Origin of the sequence: Pelagibius sp. CAU 1746 (assembly GCF_039839785.1) — a bacterium.
Lineage (GTDB): Bacteria > Pseudomonadota > Alphaproteobacteria > Kiloniellales > Kiloniellaceae > Pelagibius.
In genome coordinates this window covers 237,196-254,545 of sequence record NZ_JBDOQT010000001.1, presented here as the reverse complement: position 1 = coordinate 254,545, position 17,350 = coordinate 237,196, and the positions used below count along the sequence as shown (strand labels likewise).

Sequence of the window (17,350 nt, the reverse complement as noted above, 5' to 3'; positions counted from 1 at the left end):
TCGCGATGGCTATAGCCTTCGTTGCGATGCTCCTGCTCGGCGTGCCGATCGTCTTCGCGTTGGGGATCGCCGGGGCCGTCGGGCTTTGGGCGCTGGACCTCGACCTGATCTCGGTTCCGACGCGCCTCTTCACCGGCATGGACAACTTCGTCCTGCTGGCCGCTCCGTTCTATATCTTCGCCGGCGAAGTCATGAACCGCGGGGGCATAACCTCGCGCCTGATCCGCCTCGCCGGCCTCGTCACGAGAGGCGTCCCCGGCGGGACCGCCTATGCCAACGTCTCCTCGTCGGTGCTTTTTGCCGGCATCTCCGGCGCGGCCGTGGCGGACACGGCGGCCCTCGGCCAGGTCTTCATCAAGGGAATGCCGGAAGAAGGCTACGACAAGAACTATGCCGCGGCCGTGACCATCGCCTCCTCCATCATCGGCCCGATCATTCCACCCTCGGTCATCATGATCATCTATGCGGCTGTGACCCGCATTTCGGTCATCGACCTCTTCATCGCGGGAATCGTCCCCGGCCTTATGCTGGCCGGGTCGATGTGGCTGCTGATCTGGCTGCAGGCGCGCGGGGAGCGGCTGCCGCGGTCGATCCACAAGGTCGACAAGGGCGAGCTGCCGGTCTTGCTGCGCGACGGGCTCCTGGTGATGGGACTGCCGGCCCTGATCGTGGGCGGCACGCTCTCGGGCATGTTCACCGCCACCGAGGCCGGCGGCGTCGCCGTGGTCTACGCCCTGTTCATCTCCTGGTTCGTGTTCCGGAGCCTCGACCTGGCGGAGCTCTGGGATGCCCTGCGGCGCAGCGCCCGCATCACGGCAACGGTCTATCTGGTGATCGCGGCCGCGACCGTGGTGTCCTACGTTCTGACGATCGGCGGCATCGCGATGTGGGTGCAGGACTTCGCGATCCTCTTTACCGGCAATCCCACGCTCTTCATGATGGCGCTGGCCTTCGTTCTGCTGCTGGTCGGGACGTTCCTGGAACCGGGCGCTGCCATCGTGCTCATCGTCCCGATGCTGATGCCGGTGGTGTCGGGAATGGGAATCGACCCGATGCAGTTCGCGATGGTCGTTATCCTGACCCTGACCCTCGGGCTGATCACGCCGCCGGTCGGCGTCTGTCTTTTCGTCGCTTGCCGCATTGCGGACAGCCCCGTCTTCCCGATCGTCCGGGCGGTGTTCCCCTTTCTCGTCGCAGAGATCGGCGTGGTCGTCCTTCTGGTGCTGGTGCCCGAGCTCTCCTCGCTTCTCCCGGCATTGCTGAAATGATGCGCTGCGGCGCCATCCGTACTCCACGAGGTTTGAACGAATGCTGGTGATTTCCGAGCAGCTCGCACGTGAACTGGTCTCCGTCGAGGACGCCATCCGCAGCGTCGAGGATGTCTTTGCCGCCATGGCGCGCGGCGAGGCGCGCAACTATCCCGTGGTGCGCGAGGTCGTCGGCCACCAGGACGCGGTCTATGGGGTGAAGACGGGCTGCGACCTCTCGGCCCCCATCCTCGGCCTGAAGGCCGGGGGCTATTGGCCGCACAATGCCGCGCGCGGCCTGGGCAACCACCAGTCGTCCACGCTGCTCTTCGATCCCGAGACCGGGCGCGCCGTGGCGCTGGTGAGCGCCAACTACCTGACGGCCGTCCGCACCGGAGCCTCCAGCGCCATCGCCACCAAGCGATTGTCGCGCCCGGACTCCAAGGTGCTGGGCATCATCGGTGCCGGCGTGCAGGCGGAGTACCAGTTAAAGGCGACCCTGGCGGTGCGCGAGCTGTCGGAGGTTCATGCCTGGGATCCTTCGGCGGAAAATCTGGAGAGGTTCGGCCGCATCGTCACCGGCCTCGGTCTGCGCTTCGTCGCGGAAGAGGATCGCCGGGCCGCGGTGGCCGCGGCCGACGTGCTGATCACCGTGACGCCTTCGCAGACGGCGTTGGTGGAAAAGGACTGGGTGCGGCCGGGAACGCACATCAGCGCCATGGGCTGCGACACCAAAGGCAAGCAGGAACTGGACCCCGGCCTGGTCGCTTGCGCGGCCCTCTTCGTCGACGAAGCCGGGCAGTCTCTCAGTATCGGCGAACTCCAGCACGCCTTCGCCGGCGGTCTGATCACGGAGGACGCGATCCGGGGCACGATCGGGCAGGTTATCGAGGGGCGGTGCGACGGCCGCCGGGACGATCAGGAGATCACGATCTTCGACGGAACCGGCGTGGCCCTGCAGGACCTCGTCGTCGCCGAGCTTGCGGCGCGGATGGCGCGGGAAAAAGGCGTCGCCGTCCGCGTGGATTACTAGATCGGATCGCGATGAGGCGGAACCACGGGGGTGGTTCCGCCTCATCGTGCGAATCTGCTCTGGAAGAGCCCTTTTCGGGTGCGGCGCCTACCAGCCGTTGGTGCGGGGCCAGACGGCCACGATTTCCTCGCCGTCGCCGTGCTCGCTGTCGACGACGTAGTACTCGCCGTACATGGCGCCCGTCATGCAGATGTGGTTCGGATAGACCCGCAGGCGCGCCCCGACCGGCAGGCTATCCGCCGGCGTGTCCTCGGTCAGTACGATCTGCCCATGCTCCTGGTAGACCTTGCCGACGTGCAACTGGGGGGCCAGGGGGCGGCCGTCCAGACCGGCCACCAGGCCGAAGCCGATATCGTTCGGAGTGTCTTGCGTGCTGCGGTCCTTCGACAGGGCCAGGGCGCCGGCATCGATCAACAGGCGCCCCAGGGGCGCGCGGTGGCTGATGACCTCCGTTATCACCGAAACCGCCAGGTCGGAGACCGCGCAGGAACCGATCTGCGCCTGGAACATGTCGCCGAACATGTAGACGCCCGGACGCATCTCCGTGACGCCCTCCAGGCCGCGCGCGTGCAGGGCCGTCGGGGTCGAGCCCACGCTGACGGTCGGGCAGGCGATTTCCAGCATCCGGATTCGCTCGGCGGCGGTCACCGCGGCGGCGCGCTCGGCTTCGGCCACCTCCTCGATCTCGGCAAGGCTGCGGCAGCCGTAGGAGTGTCCGGCGTGGCTCATGACCCCGGCGAGGGCGGCCTTGGGGGAGCGATCGATCAGCTCGGCGATCTTGAGCATCTCCGGGCTGTCCGCATAGACGCCCGAGCGGCCTTCGCCGCAATCGATTTCGATCAGTACGTGAAAGGTATGGTCCAGCTCCTGGCCCTTGGCGTCGATGGCCCGGGCCACCTCGACGCTGTCGGTGATCACGGTCACGCGGGCGCCCCGGTTCTGGATCGCGGCGACCCGCTCCAGCTTGTCGGGGACGATGCTGACGGCATAGTGCACATCGGCAATCCCGTGGCGCACGAAATACTCGGCTTCCTTCAAGGTGGAAACCGCGATGCCGCCCGCTTGGCCTTCCAGGGCGAGCCGCGCCACGTCGATGGACTTGGAGGTCTTCAGGTGCGGCCGCAAGGCCACGCCGTGCCGCCGCGCGGCCTCCGCCATGCGCTGGATGTTTCTGACGAGTTTCGCCCGGTCGAGGACCAGCGACGGCGTGGGCAGATCTGTGATTCTCATCGATTGAACACCGGGTACTGATGGCAGCGCAGCGGCGGGCAAGGGGGCGTCAGCGCCCAGCCCCAGACCAAGTTAAGTAACGTGCTGGCGCCAAACCAATGCTCGTTTCGTCTAATGCGATGCGCAGAACGAATGGGGCTGCGCGGACCGCTGGCCGGCAGGACGAAAGCGGCGCCGCTTTGGAACGGCGCCGCCTTTGGGAGAGGCCTGTGAGGCCGCGTCGGGCCGGGAAGGGGGCGGAGGACTCCGCCGGTCATCCGAGGGGTTTGTAGGCGACGACCTCGATCTCGATCTTGGCGTCGATCATCAGGCGGGATTCCACGGTCGAACGCGCCGGCGGGTTGTCCGGGAAATACTTCGCATAGGTCGCGTTGAAGCGACCGAAGTCGCGCGCGTCGGCAAGCCAGACGGTGGTCTTGACGATGTCTCCCAGGCCGCAGTCGGCCTCCTTGAGGACGGCTTCGACATTCCGCATGACCTGATCGGTCTGCGCCTCGATGCCGCCATCCAGCAGGCGGCCGTTCTGGTCGAAGGCGACCTGGCCCGAGACGAAGATGAAGTCGCCGGCCCTGAAAGCCTTGGAGAAGGGGAGTTTCTGGTCGCTGATGCCGCCGATGGCTTGCTTGGTCATGGCTACCTCTTTTCGGGAACTAGAAGAATGTGCGAATCATCGACACGACGTTGTAGTCGTCGTCGACGATCGCTACGGCCTGCCATTTGTCGAAGGTCAGGCAGGGATGCGAGATGCCGAAGGACACCATGTCGCCGACGCTAAGCGGAGAGTCGTCCGGCACATCCATGAACAGGTGCTGGTCGTTGATCTCCACGCACTCGTGTCCCTGGGACAGCTCCTGTGGAGAGCGATGGCTGCCGGGACGGAACCAGGCCGCCGGCCTGGGCAGGCCGGCGTCGTAGCTGCAGTCCCTTTTACCGAGGATGAGAAAGACGCGGTTGGTCTCGGGCCGCGACTGGACGTAGGCCCAGACCTCCAGGGCAGGGCGGAGGGGGCTGCCGATATCGCGCACGACCTGCGAGCGTTCGTGCATCTGCCGGGCGAAGTTGTCGTACATGATCGAATCGTGGGTGAGATAGCAGCCCGAGCGGATCACGACGTACTTTTCGCGGTCGAACTCCAGTTCGTTGAAGATCTCGGCGACGATGTCGTAGAAGGCGGAACCCCCGGCGGTCAGGATCACCGGGCCCGGGGCCAGGAGGCCCTCCGCCTCGCAGCGCTTGGCGATGTCGCCCAGGAAGCGCAGGAAAGCGGCGACGCGCTTCGCCGCCGCCACAGGGTCCGGGTCGGCGATGATCCCTTCGAAGCCCTCGACGCCGCGCAGGGCGAGCAGCGGGGCGTGAGCGCCCACGGCGCGCGATACGGCCAGGGCCTCGTCCAGGTCGCGGCAGCCGGTCCGGGCGCCTTGGAGTCCGCCTTCGATCAGCACCTGGAGGGGGCGGGAGAGGCCGCGTTCGCGCGCCGCCCGGGCGAGCGACTCGACGCCCTCCACCGAATCCACCAGGCAATAGAAGTCGAAGTCCGGATCCTTCTCCAGTTCGTCCAGGACGTAGCGGATTGCCTGCTTTCCGACCAACTGGTTGGCGAGAAGGATCCGTCCGATGCCGAAGCGCCGCGCCGCCTGGACCTGCTGGATGGTCGCCAGGGTGATGCCCCAGGCGCCGTCGCGCAGCTGGCGATGGAACAGCTGAGGACTCATGGTGGTCTTGCCATGGGGGGCCAAGAGGACACCGCTGGCCGCCAGGAACGCCTTCATCCACGCGCTGTTGTGCTCGATGGCCGATTCCTTCAGGACCGCGACGGGAAGCGGCAGGTCTTCGGCGAGCAGGTTCCAGCCCAGGCCGCCGGCATCCGCGATGCGGAAGGGGGGCTGGCCGCCGGGAACGCCTTTGAGCGTGTCGTCCAGAAGCAGGTTGTCGAGGCAGTCTTCGGCCATGGCGGCTTTTCCTGTTGTTCGGGCGGGGGCGCCGGGGGAGTCCTCCGCCCGGCGCGCTGGGGGATGCTTACAGTACCGCGCCTCTCGCCGCGACCGGCCAAATGGATTCGACCCGGCCGTTGCGCAGCCCGATGATCCAGTCATGCAGGTTGACCGCGGGATCGCAGTGGCCCGGGATCAGCATGACCGTCTCGCCCAGTTGCGGGCGCTGGTGCGGCCCGTGAAAGCGGATGTTGCAGTGCTCGTCGGCGGCCGCCAGAACTTCGGCGCCCGGCATGGCATGGACGCCCGGAAGCCCCGCGTCCGTGGTGTAGGCCTTCAGGCCGGCGTCGGTCACGGCGCGATCGGGCTCCGGCGTGCTCAGCACCGTCGACTTGATGAAAAGGCTTTGGGTGAAATCATCCGCCTGGCGGCCTTCCGCATCCAGGTTCAGGGAATAGTCGCGGTCCAGGAAGACGTAGGATCCGACCTGCAGCTCGTTGTAGACGCCGCTGGCCGTTTCGAAGGGATAGGTCCCCGTGCCCGCGCCGCCGATGATGTCGCACTCCAGGCCTTCCGCGGCCAGCAAGGCGCAGGTCTGCTCGACAAGGGCCGAGGCGGCTTCGATCGTCTGCTGCCGCTCTTCGTAGGTCCGCTGGTGCTGGGCGCGGCCGTGATAGGCCTGGATGCCGCCGAAGCGCAGGTTTTTCGCCGCGGCGATCTCCCGCGCGAGGGCCACCGCGGGCTCTCCCGGCTGAACGCCGCAGCGGTGGGAGCCGACGTCGATCTCCACCAGCACCGAAAGGGTGGTGTCGAAATTCCGGGCGGCGGCGTCGAGCTCGCGCAGATTGTCCGAGTGATCGGCGCAGACCGCGACCTTGATGCGCCGGGCGAGAGCCACCAGGCGGTTGAGTTTACGCTCCCCAACGATCTGATTGGTAATCAGAATGTCAGTGATGCCGCCTTCGGCCAGCGATTCCGCCTCTGTGACCTTCTGGCAGCAGACGCCAACGGCGCCGAGTTCGACCTGCTTGCGCGCGATCGCCGGGCATTTGTGCGACTTCGCGTGGGGCCGCAGCCGGATGCCCTTGTCTTTCGCGAAGGCGGCCATGCGCCGCAGGTTTTCTTCCAGAATGTCGAGCTCAACGACCAACGCGGGCGTGTCGATGTCTTCCCATCTGTCGCCGATTCTGGCCGCGGGGCAAGTGGTCATCAGGGGTGTTCCTTATGTGTGGCTGGCGGCCGCGCAAGCGGCAGTGCCGGTTGGATTGACGGGTTTTCCGCCGAAGCATGACGCCGGGGCAAGGATCGCGCCCTTTCTTCGCCGGGGGCGGCTTACTCCTTGGGCGCCGCAACGGGCGGGGTGTCCGGATATTGCCTCACCTGACTTCAAGGGCCTTATGCAATCTTTGCATCAGGCAATCAATATAAGGCATTCGCCCCGAAGGGCTGTTCGGCGTAGCGTCGTGTTGCTCAAAAGGGCGTTGAACGAAAAAAATAGAAATCGGACGGCGTTATCGTTGCCCGGCAGGGGAGAGTCGCATTGGGATTGGCAGAATGCTTCCGTCTTGAAGGGAAGAAGCTCTTCATCACGGGCGGAAGCCGGGGGCTGGGCCGGGAGATGGCCCTGGCCATCGCCGAAGCGGGAGCCGACGTGGCCCTTGCGGCGCGCGATGCGGTCAGCCTAAAGAGTGTCGCTGAGGAAATTCGCGCTCTTGGCAGACAAGCCTGGACCTTTCCCGCGGATATCGGCGACCCTCAGGCCTGCCAGGACGCCTGCGAGAAGGCGCTCCGCGACGCCGGCCCCTTCGACATCCTGATTAACAACGTCGGCGGCCGCCGGAGCAACGTGCCGGTCGAGCAGCAGTCTCTGGCGCAATGGCAGGAACTGATCGATCTCAACCTGACGAGCGCCTTCGTGTGCTGTAAGGTGATCGGCGGTGCGATGATTGAAAGAGGCCGGGGGGGGCGGGTCATCAACATCTCGTCGATCAACGGCGTGATTGCGGGGCGGAATATCGCCGGGCGGCATTATGAGACGGCCAAGGCCGGGATTATCCAACTGACGCGCAGCCTGGCGGTCGACTGGGCGCCGCATCGCATCACCGTCAATGCCATCTGTCCGGGAATCTTTGCGACCGAGCCAAACAAGGCCTGGGCCGAGAAGCACCCGGAAATCATCGAGTCCTACGTCAGCAACATTCCTCTGGGCGAGCTGGGGGCCCCCGAAGATCTCGGGCCTCTGGCCGTGTACCTGGCCAGCGACGCCTCGCGCTACATGACCGGGGCTTCCCTGGTCATAGACGGCGGATATACTTGTTGGTAGGAGTGCTAAGGGCGCCGTGCGAATTGCTGGCCGAGCGTGCGGCGCCGAAGAAGAATAGAAGGGTCCGAATCGGGATCGAAGAACCGGGAAAGGCAGAAAACATGCTAAGACGATTCAGAAATTTGCTTCGCGGCGCGGCTTTCGCGGCGCTGTCGGTAGTGGTGTCCTCGCAGGCTATGGCCGCGGGGACGCTGCGCTATGCGACCATTGGCGAGCCGCCCAGCCTGGATGTGCACGTTGGCACGGCCACCATCGCCGCGACCATCGGCCAGCACATGTTCGAGACGCTCTACGCCTTCGACTCGAAGTTCGAGCCGCAGCCGCTCCTGGCCAGTGGCGAGAAGCTGGAAGACGGCGATCGCACCATCATCATTTCCCTGCGCCAGGGCGTGACGTTCCACAACGGCAAGGAACTGACCGCAGAGGATGTCGTGGCGTCGCTCAAGCGCTGGGGCGAGCACGGTGCGCGCGGAAAGCTGCTCATGGCCAACGCGGTCTCGGTCGAGGCCAGCGGGAAGTACGAAGTCACGCTCAAGCTCTCCGAGCCCAACGGCGCCTGGAAGAGCATGATGGCCTTCCCGAACGGCGGACCGGTGATTTATCCGGCCGACATCGTCTCGGCCGCCGGGGGCAACCCGATCGCGCCCGAGAACTACATCGGCACCGGTCCTTTCCGCTTCAAGGAATGGCGCGCCAACCGCTATGTCGAGCTGGTCAAGTACGACGACTACAAGGGGCTCGAGTCGCCGGCTGACGGTTATGCCGGAGCGCGCGTCGCCGAGGTCGATGCCGTGCGCTTCATTCCGGTGCCGGACGTCGGGACCCGTGTCAGCGGTATCCAGGCGGGCGACTACGACTATGCAGAGTTCATCTCGGGGGACCTCTACGAGACCCTCAAGAACGACTCTTCGGTGCGGATCCACCTTAGCGGCGCGCCGATCTTCGGTCTCGTCTTCATGAATTCGAAGCAAGGCCTGCTGAAGGACAACCACCTGCTGCGCCGGGCGATTCAGACCGCGCTCAACAAGGAAGAGGCGCTGCGCGTGTCGGTCGGCCAGGAAGAGCTCTGGGATGCCAACGGCTCCTTCTTCCCCAAGGGCAACATCTGGTATTCCGAATCGGGCGCCGAGGCCTACAGCGAGGGCGATCCGGAGAAAGCCAAGAAGATGGCCGAAGAGGCGGGCTACGACGGTACTCCGATCAAGCTCCTCGTTTCGACCAACTACAAGACGCACTTCGATCAGGCCACGGTGTTCACCCGTCAGTTGGCGGACGCCGGCATCAACGTGCAGATGGTGGTGGTCGACTGGGCCACGCTGCTGAAGAAGCGGGCGCAGCCGGACCAGTGGGACATGTTCGTCACTCACCACGGCAACATTCCCGACCCGATCCTGCTGACGGCCCTGAACGACAGCTATCCCGGATGGTGGGTCACCGACGAGAAGACCAGCCTCAAGGCTCAGTTCACCGGCACTTCCGACCTGAACGCGCGCCGCGAGGCCTGGTCGAAGCTGCAGGCCCTCATCTACGAGCAGGTGCCGACCATGAAGGTGGGCGATGTCTACTCCTACAACATCGCCTCGCCGGGCCTGAAGGGTATCGGCGACAGCACCTTGATCTGGCCGCACTTCTGGGGCGTTTCCAAGTGAATGCTCGCTGGGATTGACCTCCGAAAATGTGGCTTTATGTCCTGAAGAGAACCGGCGCGGCCGCTGCCACACTGTTGGCCGCGTCGGTTATCATCTTTCTCTTCATCCACCTTATTCCCGGCGACCCGATCTATGTGTTGCTGGGCGATGAGGCGACGCCCGATCAGGTCGAGGCACTGCGTACCCGCCTCGGCCTCGACCAGTCGTTGCTGGTCCAGTACGTCAACTGGGTCAGCAACGTGCTGCGGGGCGATTTCGGCACCTCGATCTTCTTTCAGGCCCCGGTGACGACCGTCATCCTGGACGGCGCCGAGACCAGTCTGCTGCTGGCCGGCATCACCATGGTGTGGATCATCCTGATCGGCGTTCCCGTCGGTGTTCTGGCCGCGATGCGCCAGGGGACCTGGATCGACCAGGGCCTGTCGGGGATGGCGATGTTCATGGCCTCGATCCCGACGTTCTGGGTCGGCCTCTACTTCATCCTGATCTTCGCCGCCTGGCTGGGCTGGCTGCCCAGTTCGGGCTATCCTTCGATCTTCGAAGAGGGCGGGCTGGCCAACCTGCGCTACCTGCTGCTGCCCAGCTTGACGCTGGCGGCGCCCAATGCGGCCCTCATCCTGCGCCTGACCCGCGCCAGCATGCTGGACGTCGCACGCGAAGACTACATCCGCACCGCCCGCGCCAAGGGGATCAGCCCGCAGCGCGTGGTCGTCCGGCATATCCTGCGCAATTCGCTGCTGGCCGTGGTCTCGGCTTTCGGGTTCACCCTGGCGGCCCTGATCTCCGAAGCCGTCGTGACCGAGACCGTCTTCGCCCTGCCGGGCGTCGGGCGGATGGTCGTGCAGTCGATCCTGCGCCGCGACTATCCGGTGATCCAGGGCGTCATCCTGGTGATCGTCTCGCTCTATCTGATCATCAATCTGCTGGTGGACATTTCCTATCGCTACCTCGACCCACGGGTGGAACTCGAGTGAAAGAGCATATCCATTCTTGGCTGTCGCCGTTTCTCGCGCGGCCCCTGGCCCTCGGCGGCCTGGTGCTGCTGGCGGTCGTCATCGTGCTGGCGCTCCTGGCCGAGTACATCGCGCCTTTCGGCCCCGCCGATATCGAGCCCATCAATCGCCTCAGTCCGCCGAACTGGACTCATTGGTTCGGCACCGACCATTTCGGGCGTGACACCCTCAGCCGCGTGATACACGGGTCCCGTCTGGCCTTGCTCATCGGGGTCGGGGTCGTCGCCTTCGCCTTGGTGACGGGCGTGCCCATCGGCATCGTCTCGGCGCTGTTCCCGAAGCTGGGGCGGGTGCTGATGCGCGTCGTCGATGTCATGATGGCCTTTCCCTCGCTGCTGCTCGCCCTCGGCCTGATCGTGATCCTGGGGCAAAGCGTGGCCAACGCCATCATCGCCATCGGCGTCATCTATCTGACGACCACGGCCCGAATCACCTATGGCGTGACGCTGCGTCTGCGTGAGGAGACCTATGTCGAGGCGGCCCGCAGCATGGGGTCGGGGACGCTGTGGCTCATCGGCAAGCATATCCTGCCGAACATGGTGTCGCCGCTGCTCGTGCAGGCGAGCTTCGTGTTCGCCTTCGCCCAGCTCGGGGCCGCTGCTCTGGATTTTCTTGGGTTGGGCGCGCCGCCGGAGATTCCCAGTTGGGGGAACATGCTGGCGGAATCGCGCATCTATATCACCCGAGCGCCGTGGCTCCTGTTCTTCCCCGGCATGATGATTGTCCTGACGGCCTTTTCCCTGAACCTGGTCGGTGACGTGTTGCGAGACAGACTGGACCCCCGCTTCCGCGAAGTGTTGGGGAACAGGCAGAGGAAGTAAGACATGTTGAAAGTCCGCGATCTCGTCATTTCGCTCCAGACCGCCGGGGCAAGCCTGCCGATCGTGTCGTCGATTTCCTTCGACATCGACCGCGGAGAGGTGCTGGGCCTCGTCGGCGAGTCGGGCTGCGGCAAGAGCATGACCTCGCTGGCGGTGATGGGCCTGCTGCCACAGCCGCAGGTGCAGGTTTCGGCGGGCCGTATCGAACTCGACGGCGTCGATATTACGGCGATGCCGCCGCATCGCCGCGTCGAGGCCGGCTGCGGCGGCGTGGCGATGATCTTTCAGGAGCCGATGACCTCGCTCAACCCGGTGCTCCGCATCGGCGAGCAGATCGAGGAAGCGATCCGGGTGCATGACCGGACGAGCGGCCGCGAGCTGCGCGACCGGGCCAGGGAACTGCTCGATCTGGTGCGGATTCCGGATGCCGCGCTGCAGCTCAACGCCTATCCTCATGAGTTGTCGGGGGGCATGCGCCAGCGCGTCATGATCGCCATCGCCTTGGCCTGCCGCCCCCAGGTGCTGATTGCCGACGAGCCGACCACCGCCTTGGACGTGACGGTTCAGCTGCAGATCCTGAGCCTGCTGCGGGAGCTTTGCGACGAACTCGACATGGCGGTCCTCTTCATAACGCACGACCTGGGCGTCGTGGCCCAGTTGGCCGACCGCGTCGCGGTCATGTATGCCGGCCGGATCGTCGAGACGGGCGCCGTCCATATACTGTTCCAGAACCCCGTTCACCCTTACACCCATGGTTTGATGTCCTGCGTTCCCGATCCTGGGGCCGGGCACGACAGGCTGCTGACCATTCCCGGTCAGGCGCCCAAACCCGGCGAGATCAAGGACGGCTGCGCCTTCGCGCCAAGATGCTCCTATGCGCGCGGCGACTGCCGGCAGGGCCGGGTGCCGCAGGCCGACGTCGCGTCCGGTCACTGGGCGCTCTGCCATTTCCCGCTTCTCGAGGGAGGTGCGTGATGGCACAGGATGCCATTCTCGAAGTTCGTAACCTGATCACCTCCTTCACCGCCAAGCGGGCCGGTACGAAGTACCGCATCAGGGCGGTCGACGACGTATCCTTTTCGGTCTATCCGGGCGAGGTGCTCGGCATCGTCGGCGAGACGGGCTGCGGCAAGACGACGGTCGGCCGCAGTATCCTGCGCCTGGAAACCGCGCAGAGCGGCTCCGTCCTTCTGAAGGGACGCGATATCCTGACTGAGGGAAGCCGTACGCTGCGGGCGCTGCGCCTGAAGATCAGGATGGTCTTTCAAGACCCCTTTGCCTCCCTGAATCCGCGCCGCAGCGTCGGAGATTCGGTCGCCGAGACGGGGGACATCCACGGAGTCTTCAAAAACCGCAGCGAGCGCCGCGAGCTTGTTGCCGAGGCCTTGACGCAGGTGGGGCTGGACCCTTCCTTCGCGTCGCGCTTCCCGCATGAACTGAGCGGCGGCCAGCGGCAGCGCGTGGGGATCGCCCGGGCCATTCTTCCGCCGCCGGATCTGATCATCGCCGACGAGCCGGTCTCGGCCCTCGACGTTTCGGTGCAGGCGCAGGTGCTGAACCTTCTGGCCGACCTGAAGGAGAGGATGGGCCTGACCATGCTCTTCATCTCTCACGACCTCGGTGTGGTCGGCCAGGTCAGCGACCGCGTCGCGGTGATGTACATGGGGCACCTGGTCGAGATCGCCCAGAGCAAGGATCTCTTCGCCGAGCCGCTGCATCCCTACACGAAGCTGCTGATCGCCTCGGTGCCAAAGCTGGATCCGTCTCAGCGCATCAAGGGCGGCCTTGAGAAGAGCGAGCCGCCGAGCCGCTTTGAGCAACTGGCCGGCTGCCCCTTCTATGGACGCTGCCCCATCGCCTCGGAGCGCTGCCGGGACGACCGGCCGCCGCTGCGGCCCTTCGCCGGCGACCGCCTCGCCGCCTGCCACAATATCTGAATCTGAACGCCGGTCCGGACGGCCTGTTTCGCCCAGGGGCGCTCAGATCTGCGTGACGCCGCGGTCGCGCACGCTTTCCATCGAAACGAAGGTGGAGGTGGAGGCGACGTGGGGCAGGCGCGAGATGCTCTCGCTCAGCACCCGGCGGTAGTCGCCAATATCGCGGGTGCGCACCTTCACGAGATAGTCGAAGCCGCCGGCGATCATGTGGCATTCCTCCACCTCTGCGATCTGCCGAACCGCCGCGTTGAAGGCCTGCAGCGCCTTCTCGCGGGTATCGGCCAGGCGCACCTCCAGAAAGGCCACGTGTTCCAGGCCCAGGCGCCCGGCCGAAAACTCGGCGCGGTAGCCGGTGATCACGCCCTCCGCCTCCAGGCGCTTCACGCGGGCAGTGACCGGGGTTTTCGACAGGCCGACTTTCTGGCCGAGATCGATCATTGAGATTCGCGCGTTTCGCGCCAACTCGTTGAGGATGGCGCGGTCGATCCGGTCGAGCCTGGGCGGGGCGGTGTCCGTCAATGTTATTTGCCTGTTATATGATCAAAAATTAGACGAATTACCTAGTTTATAAGAATATTCAGGCAAAAGGAATGGTTAGTGCTCTCTAATATGGGCTGACCAAACTTGGGCCGATAGGCCGAAAACGGGGCGGGCGAAGATGATTGACCTCGATCCGAGATGGGATGCAAACAAGCGGCGCGACGAGGCCGACGTCTTGCAGGTCTTGACCGAGGAGGCGGCCCTAGATAGCGGCGCGCGTGCGACGATCGTCGACCGCGCCGCCGCGCTGGTGGAGCGGATCCGCACTCGGGCGCGCCCGGGCCTGATGGATGTCTTCCTCGCCGAGTACGGGTTGTCGACCGACGAGGGCGTGGCCCTCATGTGCCTGGCCGAGGCGCTGCTGCGCGTTCCCGATGCCGAGACCATCGACGCCCTGATCGAGGACAAGATCGCCCCTTCGGACTGGAGCCGCCACATCGGTCATTCCTCCTCGCCGTTGGTCAACGCCTCCACCTGGGGGCTGCTGCTGACCGGCAAGGTGCTGGAGACCGACCGGCCGGGCATCGCAGGCACCCTGCGCGGCATGATCCGGCGTCTCGGCGAACCCGTCATCCGCACCGCCGTCGGCCAGGCGATGCGCGAGATGGGCCGCCAGTTCGTGCTGGGCCAGGACATAGAAGCGGCGATGACGCGCGCGCAGGGCAAGGAAGAAAAAGGCTTCACCTATTCCTACGACATGCTGGGCGAGGCCGCGATGACGCGGGGTGACGCGGCGCGCTACGCCCAGGCCTACTCGGAGGCCATCTCCGCCATCTCCGGCGCCTGCGCCGCTTCGGAGATCGCGGCCAATCCGGGCATCTCGGTCAAGCTCTCGGCGCTGCATCCGCGCTACGAGGTGGCCAAGACCGCCAGGATCATGGACGAGCTGGTGCCGGTGGTCCGCGACCTCGCGCGCAAGGCCGCGCAGGCGGGCATGGGCCTCAACATCGACGCCGAGGAGGCCGACCGCCTGGGCCTGTCGCTGAAGGTGATCGAGGCGGTGCTGGCCGATCCCGCGCTCGCCGGCTGGGACGGCTTCGGCGTCGTGGTCCAGGCTTACGGCCGCCGTGCGCCGGACGTGATCGACGGCCTCTACGACATGGCCCAGCGTCACGACCGGCGCCTCATGGTGCGGCTGGTGAAGGGGGCCTATTGGGACACGGAGATCAAGCACGCCCAGGTCGAGGGGCTGGCGGACTTCCCGGTCTTCACCCGCAAGGCCGCCACCGACGTCAGCTACCTGGGCAACGCGCGCAAGCTGTTGAAGCTCACCGACCGCCTCTATCCGCAATTCGCCACCCACAACGCCCACACCGTGGCCGCGATCCTCGAAATGGCGAAGGGCCGGGATACCTCCGCCTTCGAATTTCAACGCCTGCACGGCATGGGCGAGGCGCTGCACGATATCGTTCATGCCGAGGAAGGCACGCGCTGCCGCATCTACGCGCCGGTCGGCGCCCACCGCGACCTGCTCGCCTACCTGGTGCGCCGGCTTCTGGAGAACGGCGCCAACTCCTCCTTCGTGAACCAGATCGTCGACCAAAACGTGCCGGCCCGCGCGGTGGCGGCCTGCCCCTTCGAGGCGCTGCAGGGCGCGCCGGGCCGCTTCGAGCCGGTGGTCAGGACCGGACCGGAGATCTTCGCGCCCGAGCGACTGAACGCGCGCGGCTTCGACCTCTTCGACGTTACGGAACTGGCGCGGATCGAGGCGGCGCGCCGGCCCCTCGCGCCTTGGCGCGTCGAACCGCTGCTCGCCGGCCCCGTGAAGGGCGGAGAGGTGGAGGCCGCCCGCAACCCCGCCACCGGCGCGGTCATCGGCGAGGTCGTCAGGGCCAGTGAAGCGGATGTGGCGACGGCCTTGGCGTCGGCGCGGCCGTGGGATGCGCCGGCGGCCGAACGTGCCGCCGTCCTGCGCCGCGCCTCGGACCTCTACGAACGCGACTTCGGCGAGATCTTCGCGCTGCTGGCGAGCGAGGCCGGCAAGACGCTGGCCGATGCGGTGGCGGAGCTGCGGGAAGCGGTCGATTTCCTGCGCTACTACGCCGGCGAGGCCGAGAACCTGGCGGGACCGCCGCGCGGAGTCTTCACCTGCATCAGTCCCTGGAACTTCCCGTTGGCCATCTTCAGCGGACAGATCGCCGCCGCGCTGGCCGCCGGCAACGGCGTACTGGCCAAGCCCGCGGAGGCGACGCCGGCCATCGCCGCCTGGGGCGTCCGGCGGCTGCACGAGGCCGGGGTTCCACGATCGGCGCTGCAGTTTCTTCCCGGCAGGGGCGGAGTGGTGGGCGCGGCGCTCACCGCCGATCCCCGGGTGAACGGCGTGGCCTTCACCGGCTCCACCGCGACCGCGCGGACCATCCAGCGCAGTCTCGCTCAACACCTCGAACCCGGCACGCCGCTGATCGCCGAGACCGGCGGGCTCAACGCCATGATCGTCGACAGCACGTCGCTGCCCGAGCAGGCGGTGCGCGACATCGTGGCCTCCGCCTTTCAGTCCGCCGGCCAGCGCTGCTCGGCGCTGCGCTGCCTCTACGTCCAGGAGGATACCGCCGATAGCCTGCGCGACATGCTCGTCGGCGCGATGCGGGAGCTGGAATTGGGAGATCCCTGGCGGCTCTCCACCGATGTCGGGCCGGTCATCACGGCGGCGGCGCAGGCCGATATTTCAACCTATGTCGCTGAGGCCGAGGCGGAGGGCCGCCTGATCCACCGTCTCGAGGCGCCGGCGCAGGGGCATTTCGTGGCGCCGGCGCTGATCGCGGTCGAGGGGATCGGCGATCTGGAGCGCGAGGTCTTCGGCCCGGTGCTGCATCTGGCGAGCTTCAAAGCGCGGGAACTCGACCGGGTCATCGCGGCGGTCAACGCGACCGGCTATGGCCTGACCTTCGGCCTGCACACGCGTATCGACGACCGGGTCCAGAAGATCGCCGACACGGTGCTCGCCGGAAACATCTACGCCAACCGCAATCAGATCGGCGCCATCGTCGGGTCCCAGCCTTTCGGCGGCGAGGGGCTTTCCGGCACCGGGCCCAAGGCCGGCGGCCCGAACTACCTGCCGCGCTTCACGCGCCGGCCGGCGGTAAGGCACGACTTCGAAAAGGACCTGCCCGCCGACCCTGCACGGGTTGCCTCGGCGCTGACGGCGCCGCAGGAACAGGCGGCGGTCTGGTCGCGGCTCCTGCCGGGCCCCACCGGCGAGTTGAACCGGCTGTTCGCCTATCCTCGCCCGCCCGTACTCTGCCTCGGGCCGGGCGCGGCGGCCGCGCGCGACCAGGTCGCGGCGATCGAGCTGCTCGGTGGCCGGGCCGTGGCGGTGGCGGGGCGGCTGGCGCCCGAGAGTCTTGCCAAGCTGCCGCCCTTCGGCGCCGTCGTCTGGTGGGGCGACGAAGCCTCGGCCCGCAGCTACGCGCTGGCTCTGGCGGAACGCGAAGGGCCGATCGTACCGCTGGTCACCGGCCGGCCCGATACCGCCCATGCTCTCTTCGAACGCCATCTCTGCGTCGACACCACCGCGTCGGGCGGCAACGCCGCGCTTCTCGCCGGCGGCATGACTCCCTGACCGGGCCCGGCGCCGGCAGGCTGCCGGCGCCGGGTCTTTCCCCGCACCCACGATGCCGGCGGAGTGG

At 66.4% G+C, this 17,350-nt stretch carries 14 protein-coding genes; 9 read left to right on the top strand and 5 right to left on the bottom strand.

All coding sequences use genetic code 11. The features are described 5' to 3' along the window. Nucleotides 1-5: 5 nt before the first annotated feature. Both AAFN88_RS01160 and AAFN88_RS01155 read left to right on the top strand, forming a co-directional pair. Nucleotides 6-1,268, top strand: a complete 1,263-nt coding sequence (locus AAFN88_RS01160) for a TRAP transporter large permease (RefSeq protein WP_347521607.1) — start codon at nt 6-8, stop codon at nt 1,266-1,268. Nucleotides 1,269-1,308: 40 nt separating this feature from the next. After that, the gene (locus tag AAFN88_RS01155; RefSeq protein ID WP_347517668.1) at nt 1,309-2,280 is read left to right on the top strand and encodes an ornithine cyclodeaminase family protein; all 972 of its coding nucleotides are present in this window, start codon (nt 1,309-1,311) and stop codon (nt 2,278-2,280) included. An 87-nt stretch (nt 2,281-2,367) separates the two neighbouring features. Here AAFN88_RS01155 and AAFN88_RS01150 read toward each other — a convergent pair whose 3' ends face one another. From AAFN88_RS01150 to AAFN88_RS01135, 4 genes are all read right to left on the bottom strand, one after another. Then, nucleotides 2,368-3,510 (bottom strand): alanine racemase, encoded by a 1,143-nt coding sequence (locus AAFN88_RS01150; RefSeq protein ID WP_347517667.1) that lies wholly within the window; start codon nt 3,508-3,510, stop codon nt 2,368-2,370. Between the two features lie 253 nt (nt 3,511-3,763). Further along, complete coding sequence (locus AAFN88_RS01145; RefSeq protein ID WP_347517666.1) at nt 3,764-4,141, bottom strand: RidA family protein; 378 nt, start codon at nt 4,139-4,141, stop codon at nt 3,764-3,766. Between the two features lie 19 nt (nt 4,142-4,160). Further along, nucleotides 4,161-5,459 (bottom strand): amino acid deaminase, encoded by a 1,299-nt coding sequence (locus AAFN88_RS01140; RefSeq protein ID WP_347517665.1) that lies wholly within the window; start codon nt 5,457-5,459, stop codon nt 4,161-4,163. 67 nt (nt 5,460-5,526) lie between these two features. Beyond that, complete coding sequence (locus AAFN88_RS01135; protein WP_347517664.1) at nt 5,527-6,651, bottom strand: DSD1 family PLP-dependent enzyme; 1,125 nt, start codon at nt 6,649-6,651, stop codon at nt 5,527-5,529. Between the two features lie 330 nt (nt 6,652-6,981). Here AAFN88_RS01135 and AAFN88_RS01130 point away from each other — a divergent pair, with 330 nt between their 5' ends. The 6 genes from AAFN88_RS01130 (at nt 6,982) to AAFN88_RS01105 (ending at nt 13,184) form a co-directional block, all read left to right on the top strand. Continuing rightward, nucleotides 6,982-7,764: an SDR family NAD(P)-dependent oxidoreductase gene (locus AAFN88_RS01130; RefSeq protein ID WP_347517663.1), complete on the top strand. Its 783-nt coding sequence runs from the start codon at nt 6,982-6,984 to the stop codon at nt 7,762-7,764. 101 nt (nt 7,765-7,865) lie between these two features. Continuing rightward, nucleotides 7,866-9,413, top strand: a complete 1,548-nt coding sequence (locus tag AAFN88_RS01125) for an ABC transporter substrate-binding protein (RefSeq protein ID WP_347517662.1) — start codon at nt 7,866-7,868, stop codon at nt 9,411-9,413. 26 nt (nt 9,414-9,439) lie between these two features. Next, nucleotides 9,440-10,387, top strand: a complete 948-nt coding sequence (locus tag AAFN88_RS01120; protein WP_347517661.1) for an ABC transporter permease — start codon at nt 9,440-9,442, stop codon at nt 10,385-10,387. Further along, nucleotides 10,384-11,247, top strand: coding sequence for an ABC transporter permease (locus AAFN88_RS01115; protein WP_347517660.1), 864 nt, complete (start codon nt 10,384-10,386; stop codon nt 11,245-11,247). Before AAFN88_RS01120 ends, AAFN88_RS01115 begins: the two co-directional genes overlap by 4 nt. 3 nt (nt 11,248-11,250) lie before the next feature. After that, entirely contained in the window at nt 11,251-12,222 is a 972-nt protein-coding gene (locus AAFN88_RS01110) for an ABC transporter ATP-binding protein (protein ID WP_347517659.1), read from the top strand. Then, the gene (locus AAFN88_RS01105; protein WP_347517658.1) at nt 12,222-13,184 is read left to right on the top strand and encodes an ABC transporter ATP-binding protein; all 963 of its coding nucleotides are present in this window, start codon (nt 12,222-12,224) and stop codon (nt 13,182-13,184) included. The genes AAFN88_RS01110 and AAFN88_RS01105 overlap by 1 nt, the downstream gene beginning before the upstream one ends. A gap of 42 nt (nt 13,185-13,226) precedes the next feature. Here the strand turns inward: AAFN88_RS01105 and AAFN88_RS01100 are convergent, their stop codons facing one another. Continuing rightward, nucleotides 13,227-13,703, bottom strand: coding sequence for an Lrp/AsnC ligand binding domain-containing protein (locus tag AAFN88_RS01100; protein ID WP_347517657.1), 477 nt, complete (start codon nt 13,701-13,703; stop codon nt 13,227-13,229). Nucleotides 13,704-13,842: 139 nt separating this feature from the next. On the opposite strand from AAFN88_RS01100, the gene putA reads away from it, so the two are divergent. Then, nucleotides 13,843-17,283 (top strand): bifunctional proline dehydrogenase/L-glutamate gamma-semialdehyde dehydrogenase PutA, encoded by a 3,441-nt coding sequence (gene putA / locus AAFN88_RS01095; RefSeq protein WP_347517656.1) that lies wholly within the window; start codon nt 13,843-13,845, stop codon nt 17,281-17,283. Nucleotides 17,284-17,350 lie beyond the last annotated feature (67 nt).

What these genes read in the sequence shown, in the direction of transcription:
- AAFN88_RS01160 (WP_347521607.1), top strand. Translation starts at nt 6, where the DNA reads ATGGCTATAGCCTTCGTTGCGATGCTCCTGCTCGGCGTGCCGATCGTC.
- AAFN88_RS01120 (WP_347517661.1), top strand. Translation starts at nt 9,440, where the DNA reads ATGTGGCTTTATGTCCTGAAGAGAACCGGCGCGGCCGCTGCCACACTG.
- AAFN88_RS01140 (WP_347517665.1), bottom strand. Translation starts at nt 5,459, where the DNA reads ATGGCCGAAGACTGCCTCGACAACCTGCTTCTGGACGACACGCTCAAA.
- putA (WP_347517656.1), top strand. Translation starts at nt 13,843, where the DNA reads ATGATTGACCTCGATCCGAGATGGGATGCAAACAAGCGGCGCGACGAG.
- AAFN88_RS01135 (WP_347517664.1), bottom strand. Translation starts at nt 6,651, where the DNA reads ATGACCACTTGCCCCGCGGCCAGAATCGGCGACAGATGGGAAGACATC.
- AAFN88_RS01145 (WP_347517666.1), bottom strand. Translation starts at nt 4,141, where the DNA reads ATGACCAAGCAAGCCATCGGCGGCATCAGCGACCAGAAACTCCCCTTC.
- AAFN88_RS01155 (WP_347517668.1), top strand. Translation starts at nt 1,309, where the DNA reads ATGCTGGTGATTTCCGAGCAGCTCGCACGTGAACTGGTCTCCGTCGAG.
- AAFN88_RS01105 (WP_347517658.1), top strand. Translation starts at nt 12,222, where the DNA reads ATGGCACAGGATGCCATTCTCGAAGTTCGTAACCTGATCACCTCCTTC.
- AAFN88_RS01150 (WP_347517667.1), bottom strand. Translation starts at nt 3,510, where the DNA reads ATGAGAATCACAGATCTGCCCACGCCGTCGCTGGTCCTCGACCGGGCG.
- AAFN88_RS01110 (WP_347517659.1), top strand. Translation starts at nt 11,251, where the DNA reads ATGTTGAAAGTCCGCGATCTCGTCATTTCGCTCCAGACCGCCGGGGCA.
- AAFN88_RS01125 (WP_347517662.1), top strand. Translation starts at nt 7,866, where the DNA reads ATGCTAAGACGATTCAGAAATTTGCTTCGCGGCGCGGCTTTCGCGGCG.